This is a genomic window from Rhizobium sp. CF122 (assembly GCF_000282035.1).
GTDB lineage: Bacteria > Pseudomonadota > Alphaproteobacteria > Rhizobiales > Rhizobiaceae > Rhizobium.
The window spans coordinates 49,533-74,670 of the sequence record NZ_AKKA01000021.1 but is presented as its reverse complement, the minus strand read 5'-3'; the positions used below and the strand labels follow the sequence as shown (position 1 = coordinate 74,670).

27 protein-coding genes, 1 pseudogene and 1 riboswitch are annotated in these 25,138 nt (G+C 60.0%); of the genes and pseudogenes, 10 read left to right on the top strand and 18 right to left on the bottom strand.

From position 1 onward, the window contains the following. Positions 1–126 precede the first annotated feature (126 nt). The 4 genes from gfa to sugE all read left to right on the top strand — a co-directional run bounded on the left by gfa (position 127) and on the right by sugE (position 2,550). On the top strand, positions 127–705 hold the full coding sequence (gene gfa / locus PMI09_RS05340) for an S-(hydroxymethyl)glutathione synthase (RefSeq protein WP_007789640.1): 579 nt from the start codon (positions 127–129) through the stop codon (positions 703–705). Positions 706–805: 100 nt separating this feature from the next. Continuing rightward, the gene (locus PMI09_RS05335; protein ID WP_007789639.1) at positions 806–1,273 is read left to right on the top strand and encodes a YaiI/YqxD family protein; all 468 of its coding nucleotides are present in this window, start codon (positions 806–808) and stop codon (positions 1,271–1,273) included. Beyond that, entirely contained in the window at positions 1,270–2,103 is an 834-nt protein-coding gene (fghA, locus tag PMI09_RS05330) for an S-formylglutathione hydrolase (protein WP_007789636.1), read from the top strand. The genes PMI09_RS05335 and fghA overlap by 4 nt, the downstream gene beginning before the upstream one ends. A 132-nt stretch (positions 2,104–2,235) precedes the next feature. After that, complete coding sequence (sugE, locus tag PMI09_RS05325) at positions 2,236–2,550, top strand: quaternary ammonium compound efflux SMR transporter SugE (protein WP_007789633.1); 315 nt, start codon at positions 2,236–2,238, stop codon at positions 2,548–2,550. Positions 2,551–2,594: 44 nt separating this feature from the next. Here sugE and PMI09_RS05320 read toward each other — a convergent pair whose 3' ends face one another. The 7 genes from PMI09_RS05320 to crcB all read right to left on the bottom strand — a co-directional run bounded on the left by PMI09_RS05320 (position 2,595) and on the right by crcB (position 8,115). Beyond that, positions 2,595–2,990, bottom strand: coding sequence for a DoxX family protein (locus PMI09_RS05320; RefSeq protein ID WP_007789631.1), 396 nt, complete (start codon positions 2,988–2,990; stop codon positions 2,595–2,597). 126 nt (positions 2,991–3,116) lie between these two features. Beyond that, positions 3,117–4,649 (bottom strand): acyl-CoA carboxylase subunit beta, encoded by a 1,533-nt coding sequence (locus PMI09_RS05315; RefSeq protein ID WP_007789629.1) that lies wholly within the window; start codon positions 4,647–4,649, stop codon positions 3,117–3,119. A gap of 32 nt (positions 4,650–4,681) precedes the next feature. Then, positions 4,682–5,137, bottom strand: coding sequence for a hypothetical protein (locus PMI09_RS05310; protein WP_007789628.1), 456 nt, complete (start codon positions 5,135–5,137; stop codon positions 4,682–4,684). Positions 5,138–5,207: 70 nt separating this feature from the next. After that, on the bottom strand, positions 5,208–5,993 hold the full coding sequence (locus PMI09_RS05305) for an ATP12 family chaperone protein (RefSeq protein ID WP_007789626.1): 786 nt from the start codon (positions 5,991–5,993) through the stop codon (positions 5,208–5,210). An 8-nt stretch (positions 5,994–6,001) separates the two neighbouring features. Beyond that, positions 6,002–6,655 (bottom strand): HAD-IA family hydrolase, encoded by a 654-nt coding sequence (locus PMI09_RS05300; protein WP_007789624.1) that lies wholly within the window; start codon positions 6,653–6,655, stop codon positions 6,002–6,004. Beyond that, on the bottom strand, positions 6,652–7,647 hold the full coding sequence (locus tag PMI09_RS05295) for an RluA family pseudouridine synthase (protein ID WP_037081974.1): 996 nt from the start codon (positions 7,645–7,647) through the stop codon (positions 6,652–6,654). Before PMI09_RS05295 ends, PMI09_RS05300 begins: the two co-directional genes overlap by 4 nt. A 90-nt stretch (positions 7,648–7,737) precedes the next feature. Next, complete coding sequence (gene crcB, locus PMI09_RS05290; RefSeq protein ID WP_007789620.1) at positions 7,738–8,115, bottom strand: fluoride efflux transporter CrcB; 378 nt, start codon at positions 8,113–8,115, stop codon at positions 7,738–7,740. 120 nt (positions 8,116–8,235) lie between these two features. Between crcB and PMI09_RS05285 the strand changes: the two genes are divergently transcribed. The 5 genes from PMI09_RS05285 to PMI09_RS05265 all read left to right on the top strand — a co-directional run bounded on the left by PMI09_RS05285 (position 8,236) and on the right by PMI09_RS05265 (position 13,594). Next, positions 8,236–8,505, top strand: a complete 270-nt coding sequence (locus PMI09_RS05285; protein ID WP_037081971.1) for a hypothetical protein — start codon at positions 8,236–8,238, stop codon at positions 8,503–8,505. Positions 8,506–8,616: 111 nt separating this feature from the next. Beyond that, positions 8,617–8,708: riboswitch (glycine riboswitch) on the top strand. 154 nt (positions 8,709–8,862) lie between these two features. Further along, on the top strand, positions 8,863–9,999 hold the full coding sequence (gcvT, locus tag PMI09_RS05280; protein WP_037081986.1) for a glycine cleavage system aminomethyltransferase GcvT: 1,137 nt from the start codon (positions 8,863–8,865) through the stop codon (positions 9,997–9,999). Positions 10,000–10,023: 24 nt separating this feature from the next. Next, entirely contained in the window at positions 10,024–10,386 is a 363-nt protein-coding gene (gene gcvH / locus PMI09_RS05275; RefSeq protein WP_007789616.1) for a glycine cleavage system protein GcvH, read from the top strand. Then, complete coding sequence (gcvP, locus tag PMI09_RS05270; RefSeq protein ID WP_007789615.1) at positions 10,386–13,250, top strand: aminomethyl-transferring glycine dehydrogenase; 2,865 nt, start codon at positions 10,386–10,388, stop codon at positions 13,248–13,250. Before gcvH ends, gcvP begins: the two co-directional genes overlap by 1 nt. A gap of 98 nt (positions 13,251–13,348) precedes the next feature. After that, on the top strand, positions 13,349–13,594 hold the full coding sequence (locus PMI09_RS05265) for a DUF982 domain-containing protein (RefSeq protein WP_037081983.1): 246 nt from the start codon (positions 13,349–13,351) through the stop codon (positions 13,592–13,594). A gap of 64 nt (positions 13,595–13,658) precedes the next feature. On the opposite strand, the gene PMI09_RS05260 is transcribed toward PMI09_RS05265, so the two are convergent. From PMI09_RS05260 to PMI09_RS05220, 9 genes are all read right to left on the bottom strand, one after another. Further along, positions 13,659–14,441, bottom strand: coding sequence for an alpha/beta fold hydrolase (locus PMI09_RS05260; protein WP_007789612.1), 783 nt, complete (start codon positions 14,439–14,441; stop codon positions 13,659–13,661). 329 nt (positions 14,442–14,770) lie between these two features. Further along, entirely contained in the window at positions 14,771–15,388 is a 618-nt protein-coding gene (locus PMI09_RS05255; protein WP_007789611.1) for a LysE family transporter, read from the bottom strand. 135 nt (positions 15,389–15,523) lie between these two features. Continuing rightward, positions 15,524–15,916: a Fe-S cluster assembly scaffold SufA gene (sufA, locus tag PMI09_RS05250; RefSeq protein ID WP_007789610.1), complete on the bottom strand. Its 393-nt coding sequence runs from the start codon at positions 15,914–15,916 to the stop codon at positions 15,524–15,526. A 135-nt stretch (positions 15,917–16,051) separates the two neighbouring features. Next, positions 16,052–16,432, bottom strand: coding sequence for an SUF system Fe-S cluster assembly protein (locus PMI09_RS05245; protein WP_007789609.1), 381 nt, complete (start codon positions 16,430–16,432; stop codon positions 16,052–16,054). An 11-nt stretch (positions 16,433–16,443) separates the two neighbouring features. Then, positions 16,444–17,685, bottom strand: a complete 1,242-nt coding sequence (locus PMI09_RS05240) for a cysteine desulfurase (protein ID WP_007789608.1) — start codon at positions 17,683–17,685, stop codon at positions 16,444–16,446. 12 nt (positions 17,686–17,697) lie between these two features. Continuing rightward, positions 17,698–18,972 carry a Fe-S cluster assembly protein SufD gene (gene sufD / locus PMI09_RS05235; protein ID WP_007789607.1) on the bottom strand — a complete coding sequence of 425 codons (1,275 nt, stop codon included), beginning with the start codon at positions 18,970–18,972 and terminating at the stop codon, positions 17,698–17,700. A 23-nt stretch (positions 18,973–18,995) separates the two neighbouring features. Further along, positions 18,996–19,751 carry a Fe-S cluster assembly ATPase SufC gene (gene sufC, locus PMI09_RS05230; RefSeq protein WP_007789606.1) on the bottom strand — a complete coding sequence of 252 codons (756 nt, stop codon included), beginning with the start codon at positions 19,749–19,751 and terminating at the stop codon, positions 18,996–18,998. A 72-nt stretch (positions 19,752–19,823) separates the two neighbouring features. Next, positions 19,824–21,293 carry a Fe-S cluster assembly protein SufB gene (gene sufB / locus PMI09_RS05225; RefSeq protein WP_007789605.1) on the bottom strand — a complete coding sequence of 490 codons (1,470 nt, stop codon included), beginning with the start codon at positions 21,291–21,293 and terminating at the stop codon, positions 19,824–19,826. Between the two features lie 143 nt (positions 21,294–21,436). Further along, the gene (locus tag PMI09_RS05220; protein ID WP_007789604.1) at positions 21,437–22,603 is read right to left on the bottom strand and encodes a cysteine desulfurase family protein; all 1,167 of its coding nucleotides are present in this window, start codon (positions 22,601–22,603) and stop codon (positions 21,437–21,439) included. Positions 22,604–22,806: 203 nt separating this feature from the next. Here PMI09_RS05220 and PMI09_RS05215 point away from each other — a divergent pair, with 203 nt between their 5' ends. Beyond that, positions 22,807–23,484, top strand: coding sequence for an alpha/beta hydrolase (locus PMI09_RS05215; protein WP_007789602.1), 678 nt, complete (start codon positions 22,807–22,809; stop codon positions 23,482–23,484). Here PMI09_RS05215 and PMI09_RS05210 read toward each other — a convergent pair. Both PMI09_RS05210 and PMI09_RS05205 read right to left on the bottom strand, forming a co-directional pair. Next, positions 23,481–24,000 (bottom strand): annotated as a pseudogene (locus PMI09_RS05210) (GNAT family N-acetyltransferase). The gene PMI09_RS05215 and the pseudogene PMI09_RS05210 sit on opposite strands and share 4 nt — an antisense overlap. Then, positions 24,000–25,112, bottom strand: coding sequence for an anhydro-N-acetylmuramic acid kinase (locus PMI09_RS05205; protein WP_007789600.1), 1,113 nt, complete (start codon positions 25,110–25,112; stop codon positions 24,000–24,002). Before PMI09_RS05205 ends, PMI09_RS05210 begins: the two are co-directional and overlap by 1 nt. Positions 25,113–25,138 lie beyond the last annotated feature (26 nt).

Sequence of the window (25,138 nt, the reverse complement as noted above, 5' to 3'; positions counted from 1 at the left end):
CCGAAGCGTGGTACTGTATTGAGGAGAAGACGACGGAATGCGGCACGACTTTGAAATGGCCTGCGGCTTTTTCGCAAATTGATCCTGATTTGGGAGCCGTGGGCAGCTAAAGAGGAGGAGCTGAACATGCCAAGTCAAGTATCGATACACCCCGCCCTCGACGGCGGCGTGAAGAAAGGCCAGGCAAATTTCAATGGCGGCACGCTGGTCTGCGCTTGCACCGACCGTGCCGTCAAGGTCGCGATCAAGGGCACCATCGCCCACAATCACGCCTGCGGCTGCACCAAATGCTGGAAGCCGAAGGGAGCGGCCTTTTCAGTCGTCGCCGTGACCCCGCATGAAAACGTCACCGTGCTGGAGAATGGCGACAAGCTGCAGATCGTCGATCCGGATGCGCTGATCCGGCGCCACGCCTGCAAGGCCTGCGGCGTCCATATGTACGGACCGGTGGAGCGCGAACATGCGTTCAAAGGGCTCGACTTTATCCATCCGGAACGCTTCCAGGAAGGGGGCTGGCCGGAGCCAACATTCGCGGCCTTCGTCTCGTCGATCATCGAATCGGGCACCCCGCCTTCGGCGATGGCAGGTGTTCGTGGTCGCCTGAACGAACTCGGCCTCACGCCCTATGACTGCCTGAATCCGACGCTGATGGATGTCATCGCAACCTGGGTGGCTAAGAAGGCAGGCACGCTGAAGGAAGCCTGATGTCTTGAACGAAGGGCAGCCGTCGGACTATGAGACCCGAACGAACCGCCGCTACGCGCCCCTCAGGGCCGCGTAGCGTTTCAGCCAAAGATTGAAATTCATGATCTATGTCGATGCAGACGCCTGCCCCGTGAAGCCGGAAATCCTCAAGGTCGCCGAGCGCCACGGCATCGAAGTGACCTTCGTGGCCAATTCCGGTCTGCGCCCTTCGCGCGACCCGATGGTGCACAATGTCATCGTCTCGGCCTCGTTCGATGCCGCCGACAACTGGATTGCCGAACATGCCGGCGCCGGTGATGTGGTCGTCACCGCCGATGTCCCGCTAGCGGTCCGCTGTGTGGCGACCGGCGCCCTTGTCAGCGGTCCGACGGGTCGCGTCTTCGACAACACGAATATCGGCATGGCCAGCGCCATGCGCGATCTCGGCGCTCACTTGAGAGAGACCGGCGAAAGCAAGGGTTACAATGCTGCCTTCGGCCCGAAGGATCGCTCCCGCTTCCTCGAAACTTTCGATCGCCTGTGCCGCCGGGCAAAGGCGCCTACTCCAAGAACGGACGATAGAGAATGAACATCATTTCACAGACGACCGCCTTCGGCGGCATGCAAGGTGTCTTCACGCACCAATCCGACGCCTGCAATTGCGATATGACCTTTGCAGTTTTCGTTCCCCCAAAGGCCATCAAAGAGCCCTGCCCTGTTGTCTGGTACCTCTCTGGCTTGACCTGCACGCATGCGAACGTCATGGAAAAGGGCGAGTATCGACGCATGGCTTCCGAACTCGGCTTGATTATCGTCTGCCCGGACACAAGCCCGCGCGGCAATGACGTACCGGATGAGCTCACCAATTGGCAGATGGGCAAGGGTGCAGGTTTCTATCTTGATGCGACCGAAGAGCCATGGTCGGAGAACTACCAGATGTACACCTACATCACCGAAGAGCTCCCGGCCTATGTCAGCCAACACTTCCGCATGGACATGAGCAGGCAGGGCATCTTCGGCCACTCAATGGGCGGGCATGGCGCAATGACCATTGCACTCAAGAATCCGGATCGGTTCAAGAGCTGCTCGGCGTTTGCGCCGATCGTGGAACCCTCGACCGCGGACTGGTCGGCTCCGGCGTTTGAAAAATACCTCGGAGCTGACCGCGCAGCCTGGCGCAAATACGATGCCTGCGCCTTGGTAAGCGATGGAGCACGTTTCCCTGAGTTCCTGATCGACCAAGGGAAGGCTGATGGTTTCTTGGAGAACGGGCTGCGTCCCTGGCTGTTCGAAGACGCCGTCAAGAATACTGATATCAAGGCCACACTGCGCATGCATGAGCGCTATGATCATTCGTACTATTTCATCTCGACCTTCATGGACGATCACCTGAAGTGGCATGCCGAGCGGCTTGCCTGAGGCACGCGCAAGAAACGGGTGGTAGGTCTGCCATGACGTTTCCTACGTGAGTTGAAGCGTTCCCAAAGTCCCGGGCTTGATCTGGACCCTGGCGCATCGGGAACGTCTTCGCTCTGAGGATGGAGACTTACGATGGCTTGGCTTCTGCTTTTTCTTGCCGGACTTTTCGAATGTGGCTGGGCGATCGGTTTGAAATACACCGACGGTTTCACGCGTCTGGTACCGACCACTTTGACCGCCATTTCCATGATCGTCAGCGTCGTGCTGTTGGGCATTGCCGTCAAGACGCTGCCGATTGGGACGGCCTACGCTATTTGGACGGGTATCGGTAGCGTTGGCACCGTGTTGCTCGGCATCTGGTTACTCGGTGATGCCGCCACTGCCCCACGTCTGCTCTGCATTTCAATGATTGTTGCGGGGATCGCCGGCTTGAAGGCCACAGCATGAGCTGCAGCCGCGGCCGGTAAAACCGGTCGCGGCATTTATCGCTGTTAGGCGGCCGCCTTGCGCTGGTCGATCGACAGAGCACCAGCTCCGGCGAAAAAGATGAATAGGAAGATGAAGCAGAATAGAATTGCAGCGTCGCCACCATTCAGGGCCGGCCAGAACGCCTTTGGTCCGTGCGCCATGAAATAGGCGACCGCCATCTGGCCCGACAGGATGAAGGCGACCGGCCGTGTGAATAGGCCGATCAGCACCATAAGGCCACCGACGACTTCGAGCAGAGCGGCGACCAGCATCAAGGGCGGCAGCGGGCCTTCCATTTGTGCAGCTGGGAACGCGAAAAGCTTCATCGTTCCGTGCTCGATAAAGAGCAGTGCCGTAATAACGCGCAAAGCGGCGAGCGAATAAGGCTGATATGCGCTCAGTCGTTCCAAACTCGACATGTAGACTCTCCTTTTGAGTAAAGACAGCGGAGCGTTAGCTGCTTCGCCAAAAGGAATGAAGACACGGATCGCTGACAGACGATCACTTCTTCTTGATTTTCCTTAGCTTTCCCCAATCTAGTCTCCTCAAAGCGGGATATTGTCGTGCTTCTTCCAGGGATTGCTCAGGTCTTTGTTGCGAAGCATCTTGAGGCCGCGCGCCAGGCGCCGCCGCGTAGAATGCGGCATGATCACCTCGTCGATATAGCCTCGCTCAGCTGCCACAAATGGTGAAAGGAAACGGTCCTCATACATCTTCGTGTGTGCAGCGATCTTTTCGGGATCGGCGATATCCTTCCGGAAGATGATCTCGACTGCACCCTTGGCACCCATGACCGCGATCTGAGCCGTTGGCCAGGCATAGTTCAAGTCGCCCCTCAGATGCTTGGATGCCATGACGTCATAAGCTCCGCCGAACGCCTTGCGCGTAATCACCGTCAGCTTTGGCACCGTCGCCTCTGCATAGGCGAACAACAGCTTTGCGCCGTGCTTGATCAGTCCGCCATATTCTTGAGCGGTACCCGGCAGGAAGCCGGGCACATCCACGAACGTTACGATCGGAATGTTGAAGCAGTCGCAGAAGCGGACGAACCGTGCCCCCTTTCGCGACGCATCGCTGTCGAGCACACCGGCCAGCACCATTGGCTGGTTTGCCACGAAGCCGACGGTCGAGCCCTCGATCCGACCGAAGCCGCAGACTATGTTTTTGGCGAAGCTTGCCTGGATCTCGAAGAAATCACCCTCGTCCACTGTCTTCTGGATCAATTCCTTGATGTCATAGGGTTTGTTGGCGTTGGCTGGCACCAGCGTATCCAGCGATGCATCGATGTCTGTCACCGGCTGGTAACATTCGATTTCCGGCACTGGCGAGGTGTTTGATTGTGGCAGAAGGTCAATAAGTCGGCGAACCTGCAGCAACGCCTCGACATCATTGTCGTAGGCGCCGTCGGCAATCGAGGACTTCGTGGTATGCACAGAAGCGCCGCCGAGCTCTTCCGCGGTGACGGTCTCGTTGGTGACTGTCTTCACCACGTCCGGGCCGGTCACGAACATGTACGACGTGTCGCGGACCATGAAGATGAAATCAGTCATTGCGGGCGAATAAACGTCGCCGCCGGCGCACGGTCCCATGATAACCGAGATTTGCGGAATGACGCCCGACGCGAGCACGTTGCGCTGAAACACCTCAGCGTAGCCGCCAAGCGCAGCGACGCCTTCCTGGATGCGAGCACCGCCGGCATCATAGATGCCGATGATCGGCGCCCTGTTTTTGAGCGCCATATCCTGCACCTTCATGATCTTTTCGGCATGCGCCTCGGAGAGCGAGCCGCCGAACACCGTGAAATCCTTGGCGAAAACGAACACGGTTCGTCCGTTCACCGTACCCCAGCCGGTGACGACGCCGTCGCCGGCAATCCGCGTCTTGTCCATGCCGAAGTCGCTCGATCGATGCTCGACGAACATGTCGAACTCCTCAAAGGAGTCCTCGTCGAGGAAAAGATCAATTCGCTCGCGCGCCGTCAGCTTGCCGCGCTGATGCTGCGCGTCGATACGCGCCTTGCCGCCACCGAGCCTTGCAATCCCTCGGCGACGTTCGAGTTCTTCAAGAATTTCCTTCATAGGTACTCCTCACCGCGGATATCGCGGCCGGTTCAAGCGCGTCCGGCGCTTAGCGAGAAAGCCGAACGAATGCGGGCGGCGATGTCCTCGGCAAGGATTTCGTCGGCGGCCGTGGGACTGTTGGAGAAGCTCGTGACCTCGAACGAGCTAACGGCAATGACCGATCCGTCTTCGACCGAAGCAGCATCGATGCTGACCTTCGCGACATTCCGGCTCTTGTCGAGGCCCTGGCCCTTTTCGACGAACAGGATGCGGATCGTCAGCACGACGCGTGGATAGACTTCGGTCCGCACCGTAGCGTTGATCGCCGCATTTACCCGATCACCGACCCCGGCAAGGATTGCGGGCGGTATCTTCTGCGGGCTGACAACGACAGCGCTTCGGACGTCATAGACTGGGCCGGGTTGCTCCTTTGCGAAGAGCGAGCAGGACGCGAGGGCGATGCAGATAAGCGCAACCCGAAAAAAGCACGACTTGAGCCAGTTCATTAAAAAAATCCGCATCCGCCCCCGATAGAGTCGCAGATTTTCGCGATAACTGACATCAAAGCAATATGTTTCAGCCCTTCATGGCCAAAAAAACGTCCGCAGCGGCCTTGAAATCCTCGAAGCGCTTCTCCCGCCGTTCTTCGGCCTCTTCGTCGCTGCCCCAATGCTCGATTGTCCAGTCTTCGTCGAGATGTGCGAGCGACCAGACGTTCTTCGCCGATAGGACACGTTCGGCAAAGGCAAGCGCCAGCAGCGCCGAGCCGGTCAGCGTTGTGATGGTATGTAGGGCGGCGAGGACCGTGGCCTTGTCGTGCCGCTTCAACGCCCCGGAAAACGCGGAGATGGCTTCCGGTGGTTGATCGTGATGCATGACACCCTCGATCAGAATGAAGCGCGCGCCGAGCGAATTAGCGGCCCAATCGAGCACTGGATCCCAAAGCTCTTTCTGACGCTCGACGAGTTCCTGCGGTGCATCGGCGCGATAGCAGAGAAGATCACTTGAGGAGAAGCGCAGAATGTCGTCAAAGACGGCCTGCGTATCGGTTGCAACCCCGTCGATAGCGGTGTTGACGAGCCGGGTCACGGGCATGGTTGAAGGGTCGATGAGCTCGGCCTGTGCCTCCCATTCTGGCACAAGAAGTTCTGCAAGCGGCTTCGTCGCGACAACAAGCAGCTTGCGGGCTGGCGTCCGGATTGCCTTGCCATCCAGTTCGATCGAGAAGCCTTCGTCGAGTTCCCGGATTGTGACTGTCTTATAGAAGCGCTTCGGCAATGGCTTCTTCATCTGGATCTGGGCGCGACGGATTGGGTCTGGATGACTCAATCCTTCAGCTTGGTCGTTCAACAGATCACGCATACCTCACCTCAGGAAAAGTGCTTCAAAATATCGCTCGGATGGCGAACAATGCTGTCGGCACCCGCAGTCACCAGATCGTCCACGCTGGCATAACCCCACGACACACCTACCGCCTTCGCGCCCGCAGCCTTCGCCATCTGCATATCGTAGACAGCATCACCGATGACGATGGCATCGGCGGGATTCATGCCGGTCTCGCTGCAGCACTCCATTACCATAGCTGGATGCGGCTTCGATGGGCAGTCGTCCGCAGTACGCGAAACAATAAAATGTGGTGCAAGACCATGTTTTTCGAGGATGTGGATAAGACCGAGACGCGACTTGCCGGTTACCGCGCCGATCAGAATGTCATCGTTTCGCGCCAATTCATCGACCAGCGGCTTGATGCCGTTAAAGAGCGGCACGTCCATTCCAGGTTCGTCACGGACACCGGTATAGATCGCCCTATAATGCGCCGTCATCGCGATCGCTTCATCGTCGACATGAGGCTTTCCACGCATCCGCGCAATCGCGATATCCAGCGTCAGTCCGATGATCGACTTCGTCAACGAGACATCAGGCCGGTCATAGCCGAAATGCACGAATGTCCGCGCCATCACCTCATGGATCAGCGCGGCGCTGTCGACCAGCGTCCCGTCGCAATCGAAGAGTGCGAGCCTCATTCGTCGTCTTCCCTTTCCTGGGATGCGAGATCGAGGCCGAGCAGGTTCCAGGTCTGCACCATATGCGGCGGCAAAGGTGCACTGACGCGCAGTCTGCCGCCGGAGGGGTGCGGAATGTCGATTTTGCGCGCATGCAGGTGCAGCCGCTTCTGGATACCGCCCGGGACATCCCAGTTCGGATCCTCGATGAAATACTTGGGGTCGCCAATGATCGGGTGACCGATATGAAGCGCGTGAACGCGCAGCTGGTGCGTCCGTCCGGTATAGGGTTCCATCTCGAGCCAAGCGAGGTTCTGCGCGGCGGTTTCCAAGACGCGATAGTAGGAAATCGCGTGATCGGCTCCGTCTTCGCCGTGCTTGGCAACACGCATCCGGTCGCCATCCGCGGTCGCTTCCTTCACCAGCCAGGTCGAGATTTTGTCCTCGTGCTTGCGCGGAACGCCTCTTACCAGCGACCAATAGGTCTTTTTGGTATCACGCTCGCGAAACGCTGCCGTCAGTTTCTGTGCGGCGCCTCGGGTGCGGGCGATGACAAGGACGCCGGATGTATCGCGGTCGAGGCGATGCACCAGCCTCGGCTTTTCGCCCTTCGGGCTGGTCCATGCTTCGAGCATCTTGTCGATATTCCGCGTCACACCAGACCCGCCCTGCACGGCAAGACCGGCCGGCTTGTTCAGGACGATCACCTTGTCGTCTTCATGCAGCACCATGCGCTGCAGAAGCTCGTAATCGCCCCCGTGTTTCAGATCATGGCCGGCGATCGGCGTGTTTTTCGACTTGGCGTCGACATCGAGCGGCGGCACGCGCACCACCTGCCCTGGCTGCACGCGCGTATCGCTTTTCACGCGTCCGCCATCGACGCGGACCTGACCCGATCGCAGAAGCTTCTGGAGTGGGCCGAAACCGAGCCCCGGGAAGTGCACCTTGAACCAGCGATCGAGCCGCATGCCCGCCTCGTCCAGCTCCACTTTTTTGTGTTCGATACCCGCCATACGTCATCTTTCGGAAAATGGTCTTAGGCGCGCTGTGCGGCCTTTGCGGCTGGCTTTAGAGCATTTTCGCCGAAAACGGAAACCGTAATCTCACAAGATTGCGCGCATGAGCGCCAGTCCGGCGATTACCCCGGCCATCGACAGGCCGACGCTTGCGACGATATAGACAGCGCCCGAGACAACTGCTCCACGCTCGAAGAGCGAAATGGCATCGAGCGAGAATGCCGAGAAGGTCGTGAAGCCACCGAGAAAGCCGGTGATCAGCAGCAGGCGCAATTCCGGCGATGCATCGAAGCGTCGAATGATCATTTCGGCGAAGACGCCAATGACAAAGCAGCCGACAACATTGACGGTCAGTGTTCCCCACGGAAAGGCCGGGCCTGCGAGCCTGAGAGCCCACTGGCTGACGTAGTATCTGAGGACGGAACCGATTGCGCCGCCAACGGCGACAAGCATGGCCTGAATCATTGAGTCGTCTCTGTTTTGCCGCGCCGGAAATTCCAATCATCTCCGGAGAAGATCAAGATGAATAAAATGCCAGCGGTTAATTTATCCAGTTAAGAACGTGCGACGCCTTATTCTGACCGTATGACAGTCTTGGTAGGCACGATAGCTGCGAGCACCGCGGCCGCAGCGTTTGATACGTTGCGGATTCCGCAGCGCGTGTCCGCAAGCACGGCTGCAAAAGAAGCTCGCCGCGCAGCAGACCGTCAGATGAGGACGGCCAGCGGCCAAGACGTCGAAGAACCGGCCAACATCATTCAATCGACGGAAGTCGCGCTGGATCTAATGACGATGGGGCAACGGCAGCCACAGGCTGGGTTGAAGCAGGCATTGAAACTCTACAGCGACAGCTGAGCATCACCCGCCTCCTCTCTCCGTCGCGCTATACTCAAATCTACGCGACAAAAATTTGTTCGGCGGCGACATTCCCCCTTGCCAAGTACAGCCCTGGCCAGATAATTGCCCTCGACCTTGTTGGGAGAAGCTGGTCGTCTACGACCGGTGCCGAAGGAGCAACCGCCCCGGAAACTCTCAGGCCAAAGGACCAGCAAGGGGCAGACGGAACTCTGGAGAGAAGCGTTTTCGAAACGCTCGCCGAAGGGATAACAATCTCAGGCACAGCGACAGAGGGGGCTCGAAATGCAAGGCGCAACCGCGTCTGAAGATTTGAGCCCGCGCATGGAATTCCAGGCGCAAACCCCGGAGGCGTCGTTGGACGATACTGCTGCCCTCAAGAAAACTCCGCTTCACGCGCTGCATCTGTCGCTTGGCGCCCGCATGGTGCCCTTCGCAGGCTATGACATGCCGGTACAATATCCGGCCGGCGTCATGAAGGAGCACATCCAGACCCGCACGTCGGCCGGTGTCTTCGATGTGTCCCACATGGGCCAGGTCGTCATCAAGGCAAAGTCCGGTAAATATGAGGACGCCGCGCTTGCGCTCGAAAGCCTCGTTCCGGTCGATATCCTCGGTCTTGCCGAAGGTCGCCAGCGCTACGGTTTCTTCACCGATGGCAACGGCGGCATTCTCGACGACCTGATGATTACCCATCTCGACGACCATCTCTTTGTCGTCGTCAACGCCGCCTGCAAGGATGCCGATCTTGCTCACCTGCAGAAGCATATCGGCGACACCTGCGACATCACGCTGCTCGATCGTGCGCTGATCGCCCTGCAAGGACCGCGCGCCGTCGAAGTGCTTGCGGAACTCTGGGCCGATGTCGCGGCAATGAAGTTCATGGACGTGCGCCATTGCCGGCTGCATGACGTTTCCTGTCTCGTCTCCCGCTCGGGCTACAGCGGCGAAGATGGCTTTGAAATCTCGATCCCGGGAGACAAGGCGGAGGATGTCACCAAGCGGTTGCTCGAGCATCCGGACGTGGCGCCGATCGGCCTCGGTGCCCGCGACAGCCTGCGCCTCGAGGCGGGCCTCTGCCTCTATGGCAACGACATTGACACGACCACCACGCCTGTGGAAGCTGCGCTCGAATGGGGTATGCAGAAGGCGCGCAAGACGGGCGGCGCCCGTGCAGGCGGTTTTCCTGGCGCAGACCGCATCTTGGCCGAGCTTGAAAAGGGTGCTGCCCGCCGCCGTGTCGGCCTGAAGCCTGAGGGTAAGGCTCCGGTTCGCGGCCACGCCAAGCTCTTTGCGGATGCTGAAGGCAAGACGGAGATCGGCGAAGTGACCTCGGGCGGCTTCGGCCCCTCGGTCGAGCATCCCGTCGCAATGGGCTACGTCACGGTCGCCCAGGCGGCTGTTGGAACCCAGGTCTATGCTGAAGTGCGCGGCAAGTACCTGCCGGTCATCGTCAGTGCCCTCCCCTTTATTACACCGACCTACAAACGCTGAAACATTTTTCCGGAGAGAACAATCATGCTGAAGTTTACCGAAGAACACGAGTGGCTGAAGATCGAGGGCGGCGTCGCGACGGTCGGCATTACCACCTACGCCGTTGAACAGCTCGGCGACCTCGTCTTCGTGGAATTGCCGGAAGTCGGCACCACCTTTTCCAAGAATGACAATGCTGCAACCGTTGAGTCCGTGAAGGCTGCTTCTGACGTCTATTGTCCGCTTGACGGCGAGATCACCGAAGTCAACCCGGCGATCACCGCAGATCCGTCGCTGGTCAATTCCGATCCCCAAGGCGCTGGCTGGTTCTTCAAGCTGAAGCTCAAGAATGCCGCTGATGCCGACGGCCTGCTCGATGAAGCGACCTACAAGGAGCTCACTGCGTAATGACGACGCCGACCGAATTCCAGTTTACCGACTACCAGCCCTACGACTTCGCCAACCGTCGCCACATCGGCCCGTCCCCGGCCGAAATGTCGGATATGCTGGAGGTGATCGGCTACGGCAGCCTCGACGGGCTGATCGACGCCACGGTACCACCCTCCATCCGCCAGAAGGCGCCTCTCGTCTGGGGCGCGCCGATGACGGAACGCGAGGCGCTCGACAAGCTACGCGAGACCGCCAACAAGAACAAGGTGCTCGTCTCGCTGATCGGCCAGGGCTACTACGGCACCATCACGCCGCCGGTCATCCAGCGCAATATCCTGGAAAACCCGGCCTGGTACACGGCTTACACGCCCTACCAGCCCGAAATCAGCCAGGGCCGCCTCGAGGCGCTGCTGAACTACCAGACGATGATCTGCGACCTCACCGGCCTTGACGTCGCCAACGCCTCGCTGCTCGATGAAGCGACCGCAGCCGCAGAAGGCATGGCGATGGCCGAGCGCGTCTCGAAGTCGAAGGCGAAGGCCTTCTTCGTCGACGCCGCCTGCCATCCGCAGACGATCGAACTGATCAAGACCCGCGCCGAGCCGCTGGGCTGGAGCGTCATTGTCGGCAACCCCTTCACCGATCTCGATCCGGTCGACGTCTTCGGTGCCATTTTCCAGTATCCAGGCACGTACGGCCACGTGCATGATTTCACCGGTCTGATCTCGCGCCTGCACCAGACCGGCGCCGTCGCCATAGTCGCTGCTGACATCCTGGCCCTGACGCTGCTGAAGTCGCCCGGTGAAATGGGCGCGGACATTGCCATCGGCAATTCGCAACGCTTCGGCGTTCCTGTCGGTTACGGCGGCCCGCATGCCGCCTACATGTCGGTCAAGGACGCACACAAGCGCTCCATGCCCGGCCGTCTTGTCGGCGTCTCTGTGGACGCGCGCGGCAACCGTGCCTACCGCCTGTCGCTGCAGACCCGCGAACAGCATATCCGCCGCGAGAAGGCCACGTCGAACATCTGCACCGCGCAGGTCCTGCTCGCCGTTATGGCCTCGATGTACGCCGTATTCCACGGTCCCAAGGGCATCAAGGCGATCGCCCAGCAGGTCCACCAGAAGGCCGTGCTGATGGCCAAGGGCCTTGAAAAGCTCGGCTATACCATCGAGCCCGAGACCTTCTTCGACACGATCACTGTCGATGTCGGTCACATGCAGGGCGTCATCCTGCGCGCCGCAGTCGCCGAAGGCGTAAATCTACGCAAGGTTGGCGCTACGAAGATCGGCATGAGCCTCGACGAGCGCACCCGCCCGGCGACGCTGGAGGCCGTCTGGCGCGCCTTCGGCGGTAACTTTGCTGTGGGCGATTTCGAGCCGAGCTATCGGCTGCCGAAGGGCCTCGCCCGCACCAGCGAGTACCTGAGCCATCCGATCTTCCACATGAACCGCGCCGAAAGCGAGATGACCCGCTATATCCGCCGGCTGTCCGACCGCGATCTGGCGCTCGACCGCGCGATGATCCCGCTCGGCTCCTGCACGATGAAGTTGAACGCGACGGCGGAAATGCTGCCGATCACATGGCCCGAGTTCTCGGATATCCACCCATACGTTCCAGTGGATCAGGCGCTCGGCTATCGCGAGATGATCGACGACTTGACGGAGAAGCTCTGCGCCGTGACAGGCTATGATGCCTTCTCCATGCAGCCGAACTCCGGTGCGCAGGGCGAGTATGCCGGTCTGCTGACGATCCGTAACTATCATATCGCCAATGGCAATGGTCACCGCGACGTCTGCCTCATCCCGACCTCCGCGCACGGCACCAACCCTGCCTCCGCTCAGATGGTCGGCATGAAGGTCGTGGTCGTCAAGGTTCGCGAGAACGGCGATATCGACATGGATGATTTCCGCGCCAAGGCGGAGCAGTATGCGGAAAACCTCTCCTGCTGCATGATCACCTACCCCTCGACGCACGGCGTCTTCGAGGAAACCGTCAAGGAAATCTGCGACCTCGTGCACAAGCACGGCGGCCAGGTCTATCTCGACGGCGCCAACATGAACGCCATGGTTGGTCTGTCCCGGCCCGGTGATATCGGCTCGGACGTTTCGCACCTCAACCTGCACAAGACCTTCTGCATCCCGCATGGCGGCGGCGGTCCCGGTATGGGCCCGATCGGCGTCAAGGCGCATCTGGCACCCTACCTGCCAGGACACCCGGAAACGGATGGCCGTCCGGGCGCGGTCTCCGCGGCTGCTTTCGGCTCTGCCTCAATCCTGCCGATCTCCTGGAGCTACTGCCTGATGATGGGCGGCGAAGGCCTGACGCAGGCGACCAAAGTGGCGATCCTCAACGCCAACTACATCGCGGCCCGCCTGAAGGGTGCCTACGACGTGCTCTACAAGTCCGAAGCCGGCCGCGTGGCGCATGAGTGCATCATCGACACCCGCCCGCTGGTCGACAGCGCTGGTGTTACGGTCGACGACGTCGCTAAGCGCCTGATCGATTGCGGCTTCCACGCGCCGACCATGAGCTGGCCGGTTGCAGGTACACTGATGATCGAGCCGACGGAATCGGAAACCAAGGCCGAGCTTGACCGCTTCTGCGAAGCGATGCTGGCGATCCGTCAGGAGGCCCGCGACATCGAGGAAGGCCGCGCCGACAAGGACAACAACCCGCTAAAGAACGCTCCCCACACCGTCGAAGACCTTGTCGGTGAGTGGGATCGTCCCTACAGCAGAGAACAGGCCTGCTTCCCGCCCGGCGCCTTCCGCGTCGACAAATACTGGTCGCCGGTCAACCGCGTCGATAACGTCTTCGGCGACCGCAATCTGGTCTGCACCTGCCCGCCGGTCGAAAGCTACGCAGAAGCTGCTGAATAATAAGCAAACGGCCTTCCCTTTTTCAGGGAAGGCCGTATTCACGAATACCTGAGAGTGAAGGTCTGCGCGCGATGCCAAAAGACGACAGCGATTCTGTGATGCAGGCTCCGTGGCCAAGGCCGGTTCTGCTCGCTCTTGAAGAGCCGGGCAAATACGTGACCATCGCGACCACACAGGCCGCTTCCTGGGCGATGATCGAGGATTGGCCGACTGAAGACGGTCCGGCACTCGACAAGGCATTATTGGTGTGCGCCGACGTCATCAAGGGCAAACGCACCAACGACGACGCTCGCAAAGCCTTCATAGCCGCCGCTGTCGAGGCCGGCATCGATATCAAGAGCTGACCGCTCGCCCGCTCGGGTGCGCTTTCATTGTGTCGGCGTACAGAGCGAGCAGCGGAGATTTCTGCTATGCCCTCTGCTGCCCCGCGGCTTCCAGGATCAAGCTGGCAATGGCATCCGGGTGCGAAATCAGTGACAGATGGCTCGATTTCAGTTCGATGGTCTTGGCGCCCATCCGCTTGGCCATGAAGCGCTCGAGGTCGGGATCGATCGTTCGGTCTTCGGTCGACACGGCATACCAACTGGGCTTCGAGCGCCATGCCGCCTGTGTCGTCTTACCCGTGAGGAGCGCCTTGTGGAACGGCTCCTGCACGGCATAGAGCACTTTCGCCTTCGCCTCAGGGAGATCTCCGGCGAAGTCACGCAGGAATGCCGCTTCGGTCAGTCGTCCCTCGTCTCCATCGAAGACGATGCCCGCTGAAGCCGGCGGTGTCGGAAATGTCTTGGCAAGGGCCGTATAGTCTTCGCCGGCGTCAGGCGCACGCGCAGCCACATAAACAAGCGCCGATACGCTCGGATGCACCCCCGCTTCGGTAACCAACATGCCGGAGAACGAATGCCCGACCAGAACTGTCGGACCATCTTGCCGGTCGAGTACGCGCTGCACCGAGGCGACGGCTTCGGGCAGCGTCGTTAGAGGATTTTGCACGGCCGTCGCATTGAGCCCCGCAGCCTGCAGCCGAGCAATGACCTCGGTCCAGCAGGAACCATCGGCAAACAGTCCGTGTGCCAACACGACGTTTCGCGCTTTCACCGGGACAGCAGGCGCGGCCATACCACGGGTAGAGATGAGGGAAGCTGCCGCGCCTGCGACGAGTGCTGCTGAGAATGTCCGTCTGTTCATCATCATGATCAGTGCTCCCTGAGCGTTGAATTGTCCGTAAAACAGGCGCGCGTCAGCTCTGGCTGCGCATCCAACCATGCGGCCTGCAAAACTCGTTTGAAGTGGCTTTTCTTGGCGCTGCCGCACCAGCACCGTTGGCGCTGGACAACTCTTCGAAGGGGCCTTTGCGAAGCGCATCGTGCGATGCGGCCCGTTCGCAAATGAACCTATTCAGGAAGCGCCAACCGGTCAACCTACCCTGCACTACACATAGGTATAGATCAGTTGCCAAGGCTGACAGATTCGGTCTGCGCGGCAACAACGCCACGCAGGATCAAGCGCCCTGCCATGATGCTTTAAAGTAGCGAGTAGAGTGCTGAGGCGAGTGCGACAAACCCGAAGAGGACCAGAAGATAGCTCGTTCCTCGCGCGACCTTCGTTGTGAAATCCTTGGGCAGTTTTTCCCTAGCAAGGTTCACCGCGCTGCTTAGAAAGAACCACCAGGCAAGTGATCCGCAGAATACTCCACCAACGATGACTGCCGAGCTGAAACGCCGTGTCTCCTCTGTCAGCCCAAAACCGGCAAAGAGAGCGCCGAAGGAGAGAATGGTCGCCGGGTTGGAGATCGTAAGCAGGAAGGTCGCCAGCGTCGTGCCGATAAGTCCGCCTGCCCTCACATCTGCGGCCTGAACTGGATCGTGGGTCAATCCGCGATACCCGAGCCCGAGCAAGAGCAGCCCTCCGCCGAATGCCAATGGCAGGGTGGCGGCCGACATCAACTCTTCAAAAACGGCAATGCCGGTTACCGCGACAAGGGCGTAACTGGCGTCGCCGACCGCCGTCCCGAACCCGCAAGCGAAGCCCCCCAGAAAGCCGCGCTCGAGCGTGCGGTTGATACACAGCATCCCGATCGGCCCAAGTGGCGCGGTAATGATGACACCCAGCAGAGCGCCTTTCAGGAACAGCAGTAGCATTCTTTCGTCGATTCCCTTCCGCTGGCGCGTTTCACGGTCCCTCCGTACCGGGCCTTTAAAGGGCAGTCACGACGAGGTAAAACAAAAAGCCGCCAAAGCCGGCGGCCTCATCAACAATTCAGGGGATTGTGCCAATCAGTGTGCCGGTACGACGGCGTTGCCTTGGGCGGCAAGCGCCGCAAGGTCCGCTGGCTTCAACTCGACGGATTCGCCACAGCCGCAGGCTGACGTCTGGTTTGGATTGGTGAAGGTGAAACCGGAGCGTAGCGTTGTGCTCTCGAAGCCCATTTCAGTGCCGAGAAGGTAGAGCACGGCGGACGGTTCGACCCAAACCTTCGCGCCATCGCGCTCGATCAGGTCGTCCTTCGCATTCGGTTCCGTCACGAGGTCGATGGTATACTCCATCCCTGCGCAGCCGCCCTTCTTGATCCCGACGCGAATGCCCTTGGCCTCCGGTCCGGAGTTTTCGAGGATCGCTTTCACGCGGTTCGCGGCGGCTTCCGTCATACTCATTACTGCAAAGCCCATCGGCTTCTTCTCCTTCCGCGCGCGGATTCAAGGTCCGGCGTTTCACGATTCAAATGTAGTGCCAGCGGCTTAACCGATCAATACCAGCCTGCCGTATGATCGTGTCCGAAAAGTCTGCAACTTTCCGGGATCATGCTAGTACCAGCCGACGGCGACCTGCGCCTCTTCCGACATTCGATCCGGTGTCCACGGCGGATCGAATGTCATTTCGACCTCGACGCCGGATACGCCCTCGACCGCGCCGACAGCATTTTCGACCCAGCCGGGCATCTCGCCGGCGACCGGGCAGCCGGGCGCCGTCAGCGTCATCATGATCTTCACCATGCGATCGTCTTCGATGTCGATCTTGTAGATCAGCCCGAGCTCGAAGATATCGGCAGGAATCTCAGGATCATAGACCGTCTTGAGCGCCGAAATCACATCGTCGCTGAGCCGCGCCAGTTCGTCGGCCGGAATGCTGGAATGCACGATGCCTTCGCGCACGTCGATCTTCTGTTTGCTTTCGTCCAGGCTCATACGGACACTCCTTAAGCAAAGAACTTACGCGCATATTCCAGCGCATCGGCCAAGGCATCGACCTCGGCGCGTGTATTGTACATCCCGAAGGACGCCCGGCATGTGGAGGTGACGCCGAAGCGTTTCAAGAGCGGCATGGCGCAATGGGTTCCCGCGCGCACCGCAACCCCCTGACGGTCGATCACCATCGACACATCATGCGCATGCAGACCGGCAAGCTCGAAGGAGAAGATGCCGCCCTTGCCTGGCGCGGTGCCGAAAACGCGCAGCGAATTCACCGCCTGCAGCCGCTCCGCGGCGTAAGTGGCAAGATCCGCCTCATGGCGCGCGATCGCCTCGCGGCCAACCTTCTCCATGTAGTCGAGCGCGTAGCCGAGCCCGATCGCCTGCACGATCGGCGGCGTCCCGGCTTCGAAGCGATGCGGCGGATCATTATAGGTCACGGCATCTTCGGTCACCTCGAAGATCATTTCGCCACCGCCCTGGAAGGGCCGCATCTCGCGAAGCCGCTCCTTCTTGCCGTAGAGCACACCGATCCCGGACGGGCCATAGAGCTTGTGGCCGGTCATCACGTACCAGTCGCAATCGATGTCCTGCACGTCGACAGGCATATGGACGGCGCCCTGCGACCCGTCGACCAGAACCGGAATGCCGCGCTCGTGCGCGATGCGGCAGATCTCCTTCACCGGAACCACCGTGCCGAGCGCATTCGACATATGCGTGATGGCGACGAGCTTGGTGCGGTCGGTCAGGCTTCTCTCGAAGTCCTCGATATGGAAGGCGCCCTCGTCATCAACAGGCACCCATACCAGCTTGGCGCCCTGCCGTTCGCGGATGAAATGCCACGGCACGATGTTGGAGTGATGCTCCATGATCGAGATGACGATCTCGTCGCCGTCTCCAAGCTTCGGCATGCCCCAGCCATGGGCGACCGTATTGATTGCCTCCGTCGAAGACTTCGTGAACACGATGTCGTTGACATCAGGCGCGTTCAGGAAGCGCCGGACCTTTTCGCGCGCGCCCTCATACGCGTCGGTCGCGGCGTTCGAAAGGAAATGCAGACCACGGTGAACGTTCGCATATTCGTTCGAGTAGGCGTGCGAAATCGCGTCTATGACGGCCTGCGGCTTCTGAGCGGAGGCACCGTTGTCGAGATAGACCAGCGGCTTGCCGTAGACTTCCCTGGCAAGGATCGGAAAATCCTTGCGAATGGCTTCGACGTCGTATGTGGTGGCCGGAACTATCTTGTCCATAACGCTATCCGATCAGGCGTGCTTTTCGAGCCAGGCCGAGATGACGCCTTCCAGCGACGCGACCAGCGCTTCGTCTTCCAGTTCTTCAACGATCTCGGCAACGAAGGCGTTGACGAGCATTGCGCGCGCCTTGTTCTCCGGAATGCCGCGCGCCATCATGTAGTAGAGATGATTGTCGTCAATGTCGGCAACGGTCGCGCCGTGACCGCACTGAACGTCGTCAGCGAAGATCTCCAGTTCCGGCTTCACCGAAAATTCGGCGTCGTCGGACATCAGAAGCGTATTGCAAGCCATCTTGGCGTCGGTCTTTTGCGCGTCCGGAGCAACGCGGATCATGCCTTGGAAGACGCCCTTGGCGCGGTCGAAGACGACGTTGCGGATCACTTCCGTGGAGCCCGTATGCGGAACGTTATGGCCGAGAACCATGGTAACGTCCGTATGCGTTTCAGCGCCAAGCAGGTTGATGCCGCGAAGCGTCAGATCGGCGCCCTCGCCCGTTACCTTGATGTGCAGCTCCTGGCGAACGAGCTTACCGCCGGCATTGATAACGAAAAGCTTCAGCTTGGCATCGGCGCCGAGATCGACCCGGATCTGGCCGAGGTGCGTATCCTCTGCGCCCTGCTGCTGGATAATGATCCAGGTGAGCTCCGTACCTTCTCCAACCGTGATGTCACTGACGTGCGACACGAAAGCGGCGTCGGAGGTCACTGCAAGGTGACGTTCGATGACCGTCGCTTTCACGTTTGCGCCGAAGCTAATCGGCAGGCGCGTATGCGTCTGGCCGCCAGCATGAACGAACTGGATCTCGAGCGGTTCCTCAAGCGCAGTTTCGGCGGCGACGTCAATGACGTAGCCATCCCGCACGAAGCTGCCGTTGATGCGGCCGATCGCGTCATCACTGCCGAATGCGCCGAGGCCGGTGGCAGCCGTGCCGTTTGAAAGCTGAGCCGCATAGCTCGAAATATCGAGGCCATCGACCGAAGCCTTGAGATCGGGCACACCCTGAATAACCGAAAGGACCGAGGATTCTTCAACCAGCGGGTCGCGGGCTTCCGAACCAGCGTCGCCGGCCTGTTCCGGAATGGCGCGCAACAGCGTCTTGAGATCGGTATAGTGCCAGGCCTCGATGCGGCGCGTCGGCAGGCCGGCCTTCTTCAGGTCGTCAAGCAGCCTGTCCCGGATGGCGATGACCGAACCGTCTCCCGGTAGCTCGCCGACCTGGTTGTTGAAAGCCTCGATGAGCGCCGCTTCAGCGGCGGTCTGGCGGCTCGTCGTCTGCATGTTCATGAGACCCGTCCTTTCCGCCTAAATCAGGCTGCCGCACCGATGATGTCGGCGTAGCCGTTGGCTTCCAGCTCATGCGCCAGCGCCTTGTCGCCCGACTTGATCACCTGCCCCTTGTAGAGAACGTGAACGGTATCCGGAACGATGTAGTCGAGCAGACGCTGGTAGTGGGTGATGACGACGACGGCACGATCCGGCGAACGCAGCGCGTTGACGCCATCGGCAACGATCTTCAGTGCGTCGATGTCGAGACCGGAGTCCGTCTCGTCAAGTACGCAAAGCTGCGGCTGCAGCAGCGCCATCTGCAGGATTTCGGCGCGCTTCTTCTCACCACCCGAGAAGCCAACGTTCAGCGGGCGCTTCAACATTTCGGTGTTGATCTGCAGCTTGCCGGCAGCGTCCTTGACGAGGCGCATGAAGTCGGGGGTCTTCAGCTCTTCTTCGCCGCGCGCCTTGCGCTGTTCGTTCATCGCAACCTTGAGGAACTGCATAGTGGCCACGCCCGGAATTTCGACCGGATATTGGAAGGCCAGGAAGATGCCCTTGGCCGCACGCTCGGCAGCGTCTAGTTCCAGGATGCTCTCGCCGTTGTAAAGGATGTCGCCTTCGGTGACTTCGTAGTCTTCGCGCCCCGACAGGACGTATGAAAGTGTCGACTTGCCGGAGCCGTTCGGGCCCATGATGGCAGCAACTTCACCGGCCTTCACCGTGAGGTTCAGTCCGCGAATGATCTCGGTGCCGTCTTCAGCGATGCGGGCGTGCAGGTTCTTAATTTCAAGCATGGTTTTGTCCCATAAAAAGCAATCGGAGAAAGGCGCGATCCACGCGCCCTCGCGCATTCATGTCGTATTGCGTCAGCCGACGCTGCCTTCGAGCGAGATGCTGATAAGCTTCTGCGCCTCTACGGCGAATTCCATCGGCAGCTCCTGCAGGACTTCCTTGACGAAGCCATTGACGATCAGCGCGATCGCCGCTTCCTCTGGGATGCCGCGCTGCAGGCAGTAGAAAAGCTGGTCTTCCGAGATCTTCGAGGTGGTTGCCTCGTGCTCGAACTGCGCCGTGGAGTTCTTCGCCTCGATATACGGAACCGTATGGGCGCCGCACTTGCCGCCGATCAGCAGCGAATCGCACTGCGTGAAGTTGCGAGCGTTGGATGCCTTGCGGTGCGCCGATACCTGGCCGCGGTAGGTGTTCTGCGATACGCCGGCCGCAATACCCTTGGAGATGATGCGGCTCGACGTATTCTTGCCGAGGTGGATCATCTTCGTGCCGCTGTCGACCTGCTGGTGGCCGTTCGAGACGGCGATCGAGTAGAACTCGCCGCGGCTGTCATCACCGCGCAAGATGCAGGACGGATACTTCCAGGTGATCGCGGAACCAGTCTCGACCTGCGTCCAGGAGATCTTCGACCGGTCGCCACGGCAATCGCCACGCTTGGTGACGAAGTTGTAGATGCCGCCCTTGCCCTGGGCATCGCCTGGATACCAGTTCTGAACGGTCGAATATTTGATCTCGGCATCATCGAGAGCAACGAGCTCGACGACGGCGGCATGCAGCTGGTTTTCGTCGCGCTGCGGCGCGGTGCAGCCTTCAAGGTAGGAAACGTATGCACCTTCCTCGGCGATGATCAGCGTGCGCTCGAACTGGCCGGTGTTCTTCTCGTTAATGCGGAAGTAGGTGGACAGCTCCATTGGGCAGCGAACGCCCTTCGGAACGAACACGAACGAACCATCGGTAAAGACGGCCGAGTTCAGCGTCGCATAATAGTTGTCGGTGGTCGGAACGACGGAGCCGAGATATTTCTGCACCAGTTCCGGATGCTCGCGGATTGCCTCCGAGATCGACATGAAGATCACGCCGGCCTTCTTCAGCTCTTCCTTGAAGGTCGTGACAACGGAAACAGAATCGAAGACGGCATCGACGGCGATCTTCGGCTTCTCGACACCGGCCAGGATTTCCTGCTCCTTGAGCGGAATACCGAGCTTTTCGTAGACCTTGAGAATTTCAGGATCGACTTCGTCAAGCGACGTCGGGCCAGGCGTGCTTTTCGGCGCGGCGTAGTAGTAGATGTCGTTGAAATCGATCTTCGGATAATCGACGCGCGCCCAGGTCGGTTCTTCCAGCGTCAGCCAGCGCTTATAGGCCTCGAGACGCCATTCGAGCATCCATTCCGGCTCCTGCTTCTTGGCGGAAATGAACCGGATGATGTCTTCGGACAGGCCCTTGGGTGCCTTGTCCATTTCGATGATGGTCTCGAAACCGTATTTATACTGATCGACGTCAATCTCGCGGACGCGATCAACCGTTTCCTGGACGGCGGGCATGTCATTCTCCAATCTCGCCGGAGAAAAGGTCCGGCAGCTTGTCGTTCGGGCAGTATCGTTTGCCCCGTATGTAGGTGGCCAAAAGGGACTTTTCAGCCCGAATGGCAAGCGGAAAATTGCGTTTCCGCAAATTTATAAAGCGGTCACGCCGCCTCCCCGGCCAGCTTGCGCCGAGCGGCTATTTTCGCAAAGACCGAAATCGCCTTGTCGATCTCGTCCTCGGTCGTTGCAAAGCCCAACGAAATGCGCAAAGCACCGAGTTTGGGGTCACGCCCCATGGCAACCAGAACATGGCTTTCGCCGACCTTGCCGGATGAGCAGGCGGACCCGGCAGAGAGCGCCACACCTTCGAGATCGAAGGCGATCTGGCCAGTCTCGGCCTTCAGCCCTGGAAGCGTGAAAAAAGTCGTATTCGAAACACGTTGGCCTTCGGCGCCGTAGATGACGACGTCAGGCGCAGCGCCTCGCATTCCGGTTTCCAGTCGATCACGTAGAGCCGACGCGACTTCATTGCGCGCATCCAATTCCGCAACAGCTGCGTCGGCAGCAGCGCCGAAGCCGATCACCGAAAGCGAATTCTCTGTCCCCGAGCGGTGACCCTTCTCCTGGCCGCCGCCATGGATCAGCGGCCGCGGCATCAGGACTTCGCCACGGGTGATCAGCGCACCGGCGCCTTTCGGACCGCCGATCTTATGCGATGAGACGATCATGAAGTCGACGCCAAGTGCGTTGGTGTCGAGCCTCAAACGACTGGCCGCCTGCACCGCATCGACGACAAGCAGGCCACCATGCGCCTGTACGATTTTCGCAACGTCGGCAATCGGCTGAACGATACCGGTCTCGTTGTTGACCAGCATGACGGCGACCATCGGCAGCCCGGTCGCCTTGTTATGCGCCGTAAGCAAGGCGCCAAGCGCATCGAGATCGACGACGCCCGCCTCTGTCACCGGAATTTCCGTCGTCCGTTCCTTCGGGAAGCGCCCACCTTCGCGAACTGCAGGATGCTCAACCGCGGAATAATAGAGCTGACCGATTGCCAGCGGCGTCCGCCCCATCCTAAATTCCGGCGTCAGCACCATATTGGCCGCCTCGGTGGCGCCGCTCGTGAAGATCACATGCGCAGGATCGGCGCCCGCAAGCGTTGCCACTTGGCGCCGCGCACTTTCAATGGCTGCGCGGACGGCCCGGCCCTCGCCATGCACCGAATTCGGATTGCCGAACAGATCCATTGCACGCAGAACCGCGTCGCGCGCATGCGGATGCAGCGGCGAAGTCGCGTTCCAATCGAGATAAAGGCGTGGCGGCGCCATGATCTTTGTCCTGCGCTTTAAGCTTGCACGACGCCTCGGCTCATTTTCCTTGAAATTTCGGCCGGGCTTGCCTTATGACACATCCCACAATGCGTGGATCGCCATGCAAGTTTCGAATTGTTCTAAACTGCGTTTTAGAAAAGCTGACAACGTTCGTCAAGTCTGCGCAGCGTGAACGCGAAGAAATAAACGCCGGAGTACCGATGCCCGAAGTCATTTTCAACGGCCCCGCAGGCCGCCTTGAAGGCCGCTACCAGCCCTCCAAGGAAAAAAGCGCGCCGATTGCCCTCATTCTGCACCCGCATCCCCAGTTCGGTGGCACGATGAACAACCAGATCGTCTACCAGCTCTTCTACATGTTCCAGAAGCGCGGGTTCACGACATTGCGCTTCAACTTCCGGGGAATCGGCCGCAGCCAGGGTGAGTTCGACCACGGCGCCGGCGAGCTTTCGGATGCCGCGTCCGCGCTCGACTGGGTGCAGAGCCTGCATCCCGATTCGAAGACGTGCTGGGTTGCCGGCTATTCCTTCGGATCGTGGATCGGCATGCAGCTCCTGATGCGTCGTCCCGAAATCGAAGGCTTCATGTCGATCGCGCCGCAGCCGAACACCTATGACTTCTCGTTCCTTGCGCCCTGCCCGTCTTCCGGCCTCATCATCAACGGCGAAGCTGACAAGGTCGCGCCCGAGAAGGATGTAAACGGCCTCGTCGAGAAGCTGAAGACGCAGAAGGGTATCTTGATCACGCACCGCACGGTGCCCGGTGCCAACCACTTCTTCAACGGCCAGGTCGAGACCCTGATGAGCGAGTGCGAGGACTACCTCGATCGCCGCCTGAATGGCGAACTGGTGCCGGAGCCGGCCGCCAAGCGCATCCGCTAGGCTGACCGCATCCCGGCGGTCAATTCGAACGTCGGGCAAGACAATCCGTCGATGATCATCGGCATGCGGCTTCGCATGCCGATTTTCGTTAGGACATGCTGGGATGCGGCATTGTCCGGATGGGTGAACGCGATGAACTGTTGCGCAAAGTTCCGTCCAAAGAACCAATCGGCAAGCCCGCCGGCAATCTCCGTCGCATAGCCCTTGCCCCATTTCTGCTGCCGAAGCGAATAGCCGAGTTCGAAATCCTGCCGCTCGCCGCCAAATAGCGAGAACCCCGCGGGCCAATGAAGCGGCCGTCATCGCGACTGAGGATTTTGTATTTCTTGGTTGCGTCCCGCGCCTGCTCGCCGAACCAGCTGCGCAACCGCAGCCTTTTCACGCGACCACGGGGGGCAGCACCCGAAAGATATCGCGTCGCCTCGATCGTCGAATGGAGCTCCTGGATCAGGCCCGCATCGTCGGGGTCCCACAGATAGCGACCAGGCGCGGTGTCTCCAGAATGACCTGTTGCATCACGGTTTCACCACGACACCGCCGCTGACAGGCGCATGCACACCCGTTGTCCCCGGAAACGTCAACGGCAGGCCATCCAACGACCTCACCGCCAGATAAGCCCAGGCTTCGGCCTCCATGGAGTCGCCGTTGAAGCCCGCCTCCTCCGCCGTTATCACCTTCGCGCCATGAGCAATGTCTTTCAAATCCTGCATCAGCACGCGATTGAGGCGACCGCCACCGCAAACGACATAAAGCGTCGGCTTCACCGGAAGGTGACTGGCGGACTTGATGATCGAGGCGGCCGCGACATACGCAAGAGTGCGCGCACCGTCGCCAAGTTCTGCATCTTCGCCCGATGGCGGAGGAAAGTCGTTGCGGTCGAGCGAGCGTCGCTTCTCCGCGGTAAAGAACGGGCTGTTCAAATATCGATCCGCCAGTTCCGCGACAATCCGACCTTCCGAGGCAATCATGCCGCCCTGATCGAACGGCACGCCCGCATGGGTCTCGACCCACTGATCGATCAGCGTATTGCCCGGCCCGCTGTCGTAGCCGACGATGACGCCGTCCTCGCCGACATAGGTGAGGTTGGAAATCCCGCCGATATTGACAAAGCAGACCGGCAAAGCCGCGTTCGTGACGTTGGCGGCAAGTGCTGCATGATAGACCGGAACCAGTGGCGCACCCTGGCCACCATGCACCATGTCGTTGGCACGGAGGTCGTAGGCCACCGGAATGCCCGTCTCGCGCGCCAACAGTGCCCCATCGCCGATCTGCACCGTCAGCGCCTCGTCCGGACGGTGCAGCACCGTCTGCCCGTGAAAGCCGACGACATCGATCGAAGCCGTATCGAGCGTATTCGCAGCCAGAAATTCCCTAACGGCAACTGCATGACGTAACGTCAGTTCACTCTCGATCGCGGCGAGATCACCCGGCCTTTGCTCACGTTGGGTAATGGTCTTCGCTTGCTCCAGTGCCAGCTTCAACCGATCACGGAAGGCTGGCTCATAGGGAACGCCGAGAAACGGTCCGCGCTCGACGACGGCCCGGCCATCGGTACGCAGCAGCGCCACGTCGATACCGTCCATCGATGTTCCGCTCATCAAGCCGATCGCGGTCCTGATCTTCTCCATGACCCCTCGCTGGAAGATTCCTGCCA

Excerpts from the sequence above, each read along its gene's own strand:
- sugE (WP_007789633.1), top strand. The coding sequence starts at position 2,236 with ATGGCTTGGCTTCTGCTTTTTCTTGCCGGACTTTTCGAATGTGGCTGG.
- crcB (WP_007789620.1), bottom strand. The coding sequence starts at position 8,115 with ATGATTCAGGCCATGCTTGTCGCCGTTGGCGGCGCAATCGGTTCCGTC.
- PMI09_RS05215 (WP_007789602.1), top strand. The coding sequence starts at position 22,807 with ATGCCCGAAGTCATTTTCAACGGCCCCGCAGGCCGCCTTGAAGGCCGC.
- fghA (WP_007789636.1), top strand. The coding sequence starts at position 1,270 with ATGAACATCATTTCACAGACGACCGCCTTCGGCGGCATGCAAGGTGTC.
- gfa (WP_007789640.1), top strand. The coding sequence starts at position 127 with ATGCCAAGTCAAGTATCGATACACCCCGCCCTCGACGGCGGCGTGAAG.
- PMI09_RS05205 (WP_007789600.1), bottom strand. The coding sequence starts at position 25,112 with ATGGAGAAGATCAGGACCGCGATCGGCTTGATGAGCGGAACATCGATG.
- sufD (WP_007789607.1), bottom strand. The coding sequence starts at position 18,972 with ATGAACATGCAGACGACGAGCCGCCAGACCGCCGCTGAAGCGGCGCTC.
- PMI09_RS05260 (WP_007789612.1), bottom strand. The coding sequence starts at position 14,441 with ATGATGATGAACAGACGGACATTCTCAGCAGCACTCGTCGCAGGCGCG.
- PMI09_RS05255 (WP_007789611.1), bottom strand. The coding sequence starts at position 15,388 with ATGCTACTGCTGTTCCTGAAAGGCGCTCTGCTGGGTGTCATCATTACC.
- PMI09_RS05265 (WP_037081983.1), top strand. The coding sequence starts at position 13,349 with ATGCAGGCTCCGTGGCCAAGGCCGGTTCTGCTCGCTCTTGAAGAGCCG.
- PMI09_RS05285 (WP_037081971.1), top strand. The coding sequence starts at position 8,236 with ATGACAGTCTTGGTAGGCACGATAGCTGCGAGCACCGCGGCCGCAGCG.
- PMI09_RS05310 (WP_007789628.1), bottom strand. The coding sequence starts at position 5,137 with ATGAACTGGCTCAAGTCGTGCTTTTTTCGGGTTGCGCTTATCTGCATC.
- PMI09_RS05300 (WP_007789624.1), bottom strand. The coding sequence starts at position 6,655 with ATGAGGCTCGCACTCTTCGATTGCGACGGGACGCTGGTCGACAGCGCC.
- gcvH (WP_007789616.1), top strand. The coding sequence starts at position 10,024 with ATGCTGAAGTTTACCGAAGAACACGAGTGGCTGAAGATCGAGGGCGGC.
- sufB (WP_007789605.1), bottom strand. The coding sequence starts at position 21,293 with ATGCCCGCCGTCCAGGAAACGGTTGATCGCGTCCGCGAGATTGACGTC.
- PMI09_RS05220 (WP_007789604.1), bottom strand. The coding sequence starts at position 22,603 with ATGGCGCCGCCACGCCTTTATCTCGATTGGAACGCGACTTCGCCGCTG.
- PMI09_RS05315 (WP_007789629.1), bottom strand. The coding sequence starts at position 4,649 with ATGAAGGAAATTCTTGAAGAACTCGAACGTCGCCGAGGGATTGCAAGG.
- gcvP (WP_007789615.1), top strand. The coding sequence starts at position 10,386 with ATGACGACGCCGACCGAATTCCAGTTTACCGACTACCAGCCCTACGAC.
- PMI09_RS05320 (WP_007789631.1), bottom strand. The coding sequence starts at position 2,990 with ATGTCGAGTTTGGAACGACTGAGCGCATATCAGCCTTATTCGCTCGCC.
- PMI09_RS05295 (WP_037081974.1), bottom strand. The coding sequence starts at position 7,647 with ATGGCGGGTATCGAACACAAAAAAGTGGAGCTGGACGAGGCGGGCATG.
- sufC (WP_007789606.1), bottom strand. The coding sequence starts at position 19,751 with ATGCTTGAAATTAAGAACCTGCACGCCCGCATCGCTGAAGACGGCACC.
- sufA (WP_007789610.1), bottom strand. The coding sequence starts at position 15,916 with ATGGGCTTTGCAGTAATGAGTATGACGGAAGCCGCCGCGAACCGCGTG.
- PMI09_RS05240 (WP_007789608.1), bottom strand. The coding sequence starts at position 17,685 with ATGGACAAGATAGTTCCGGCCACCACATACGACGTCGAAGCCATTCGC.
- PMI09_RS05335 (WP_007789639.1), top strand. The coding sequence starts at position 806 with ATGATCTATGTCGATGCAGACGCCTGCCCCGTGAAGCCGGAAATCCTC.
- PMI09_RS05305 (WP_007789626.1), bottom strand. The coding sequence starts at position 5,993 with ATGCGTGATCTGTTGAACGACCAAGCTGAAGGATTGAGTCATCCAGAC.
- PMI09_RS05245 (WP_007789609.1), bottom strand. The coding sequence starts at position 16,432 with ATGAGCCTGGACGAAAGCAAACAGAAGATCGACGTGCGCGAAGGCATC.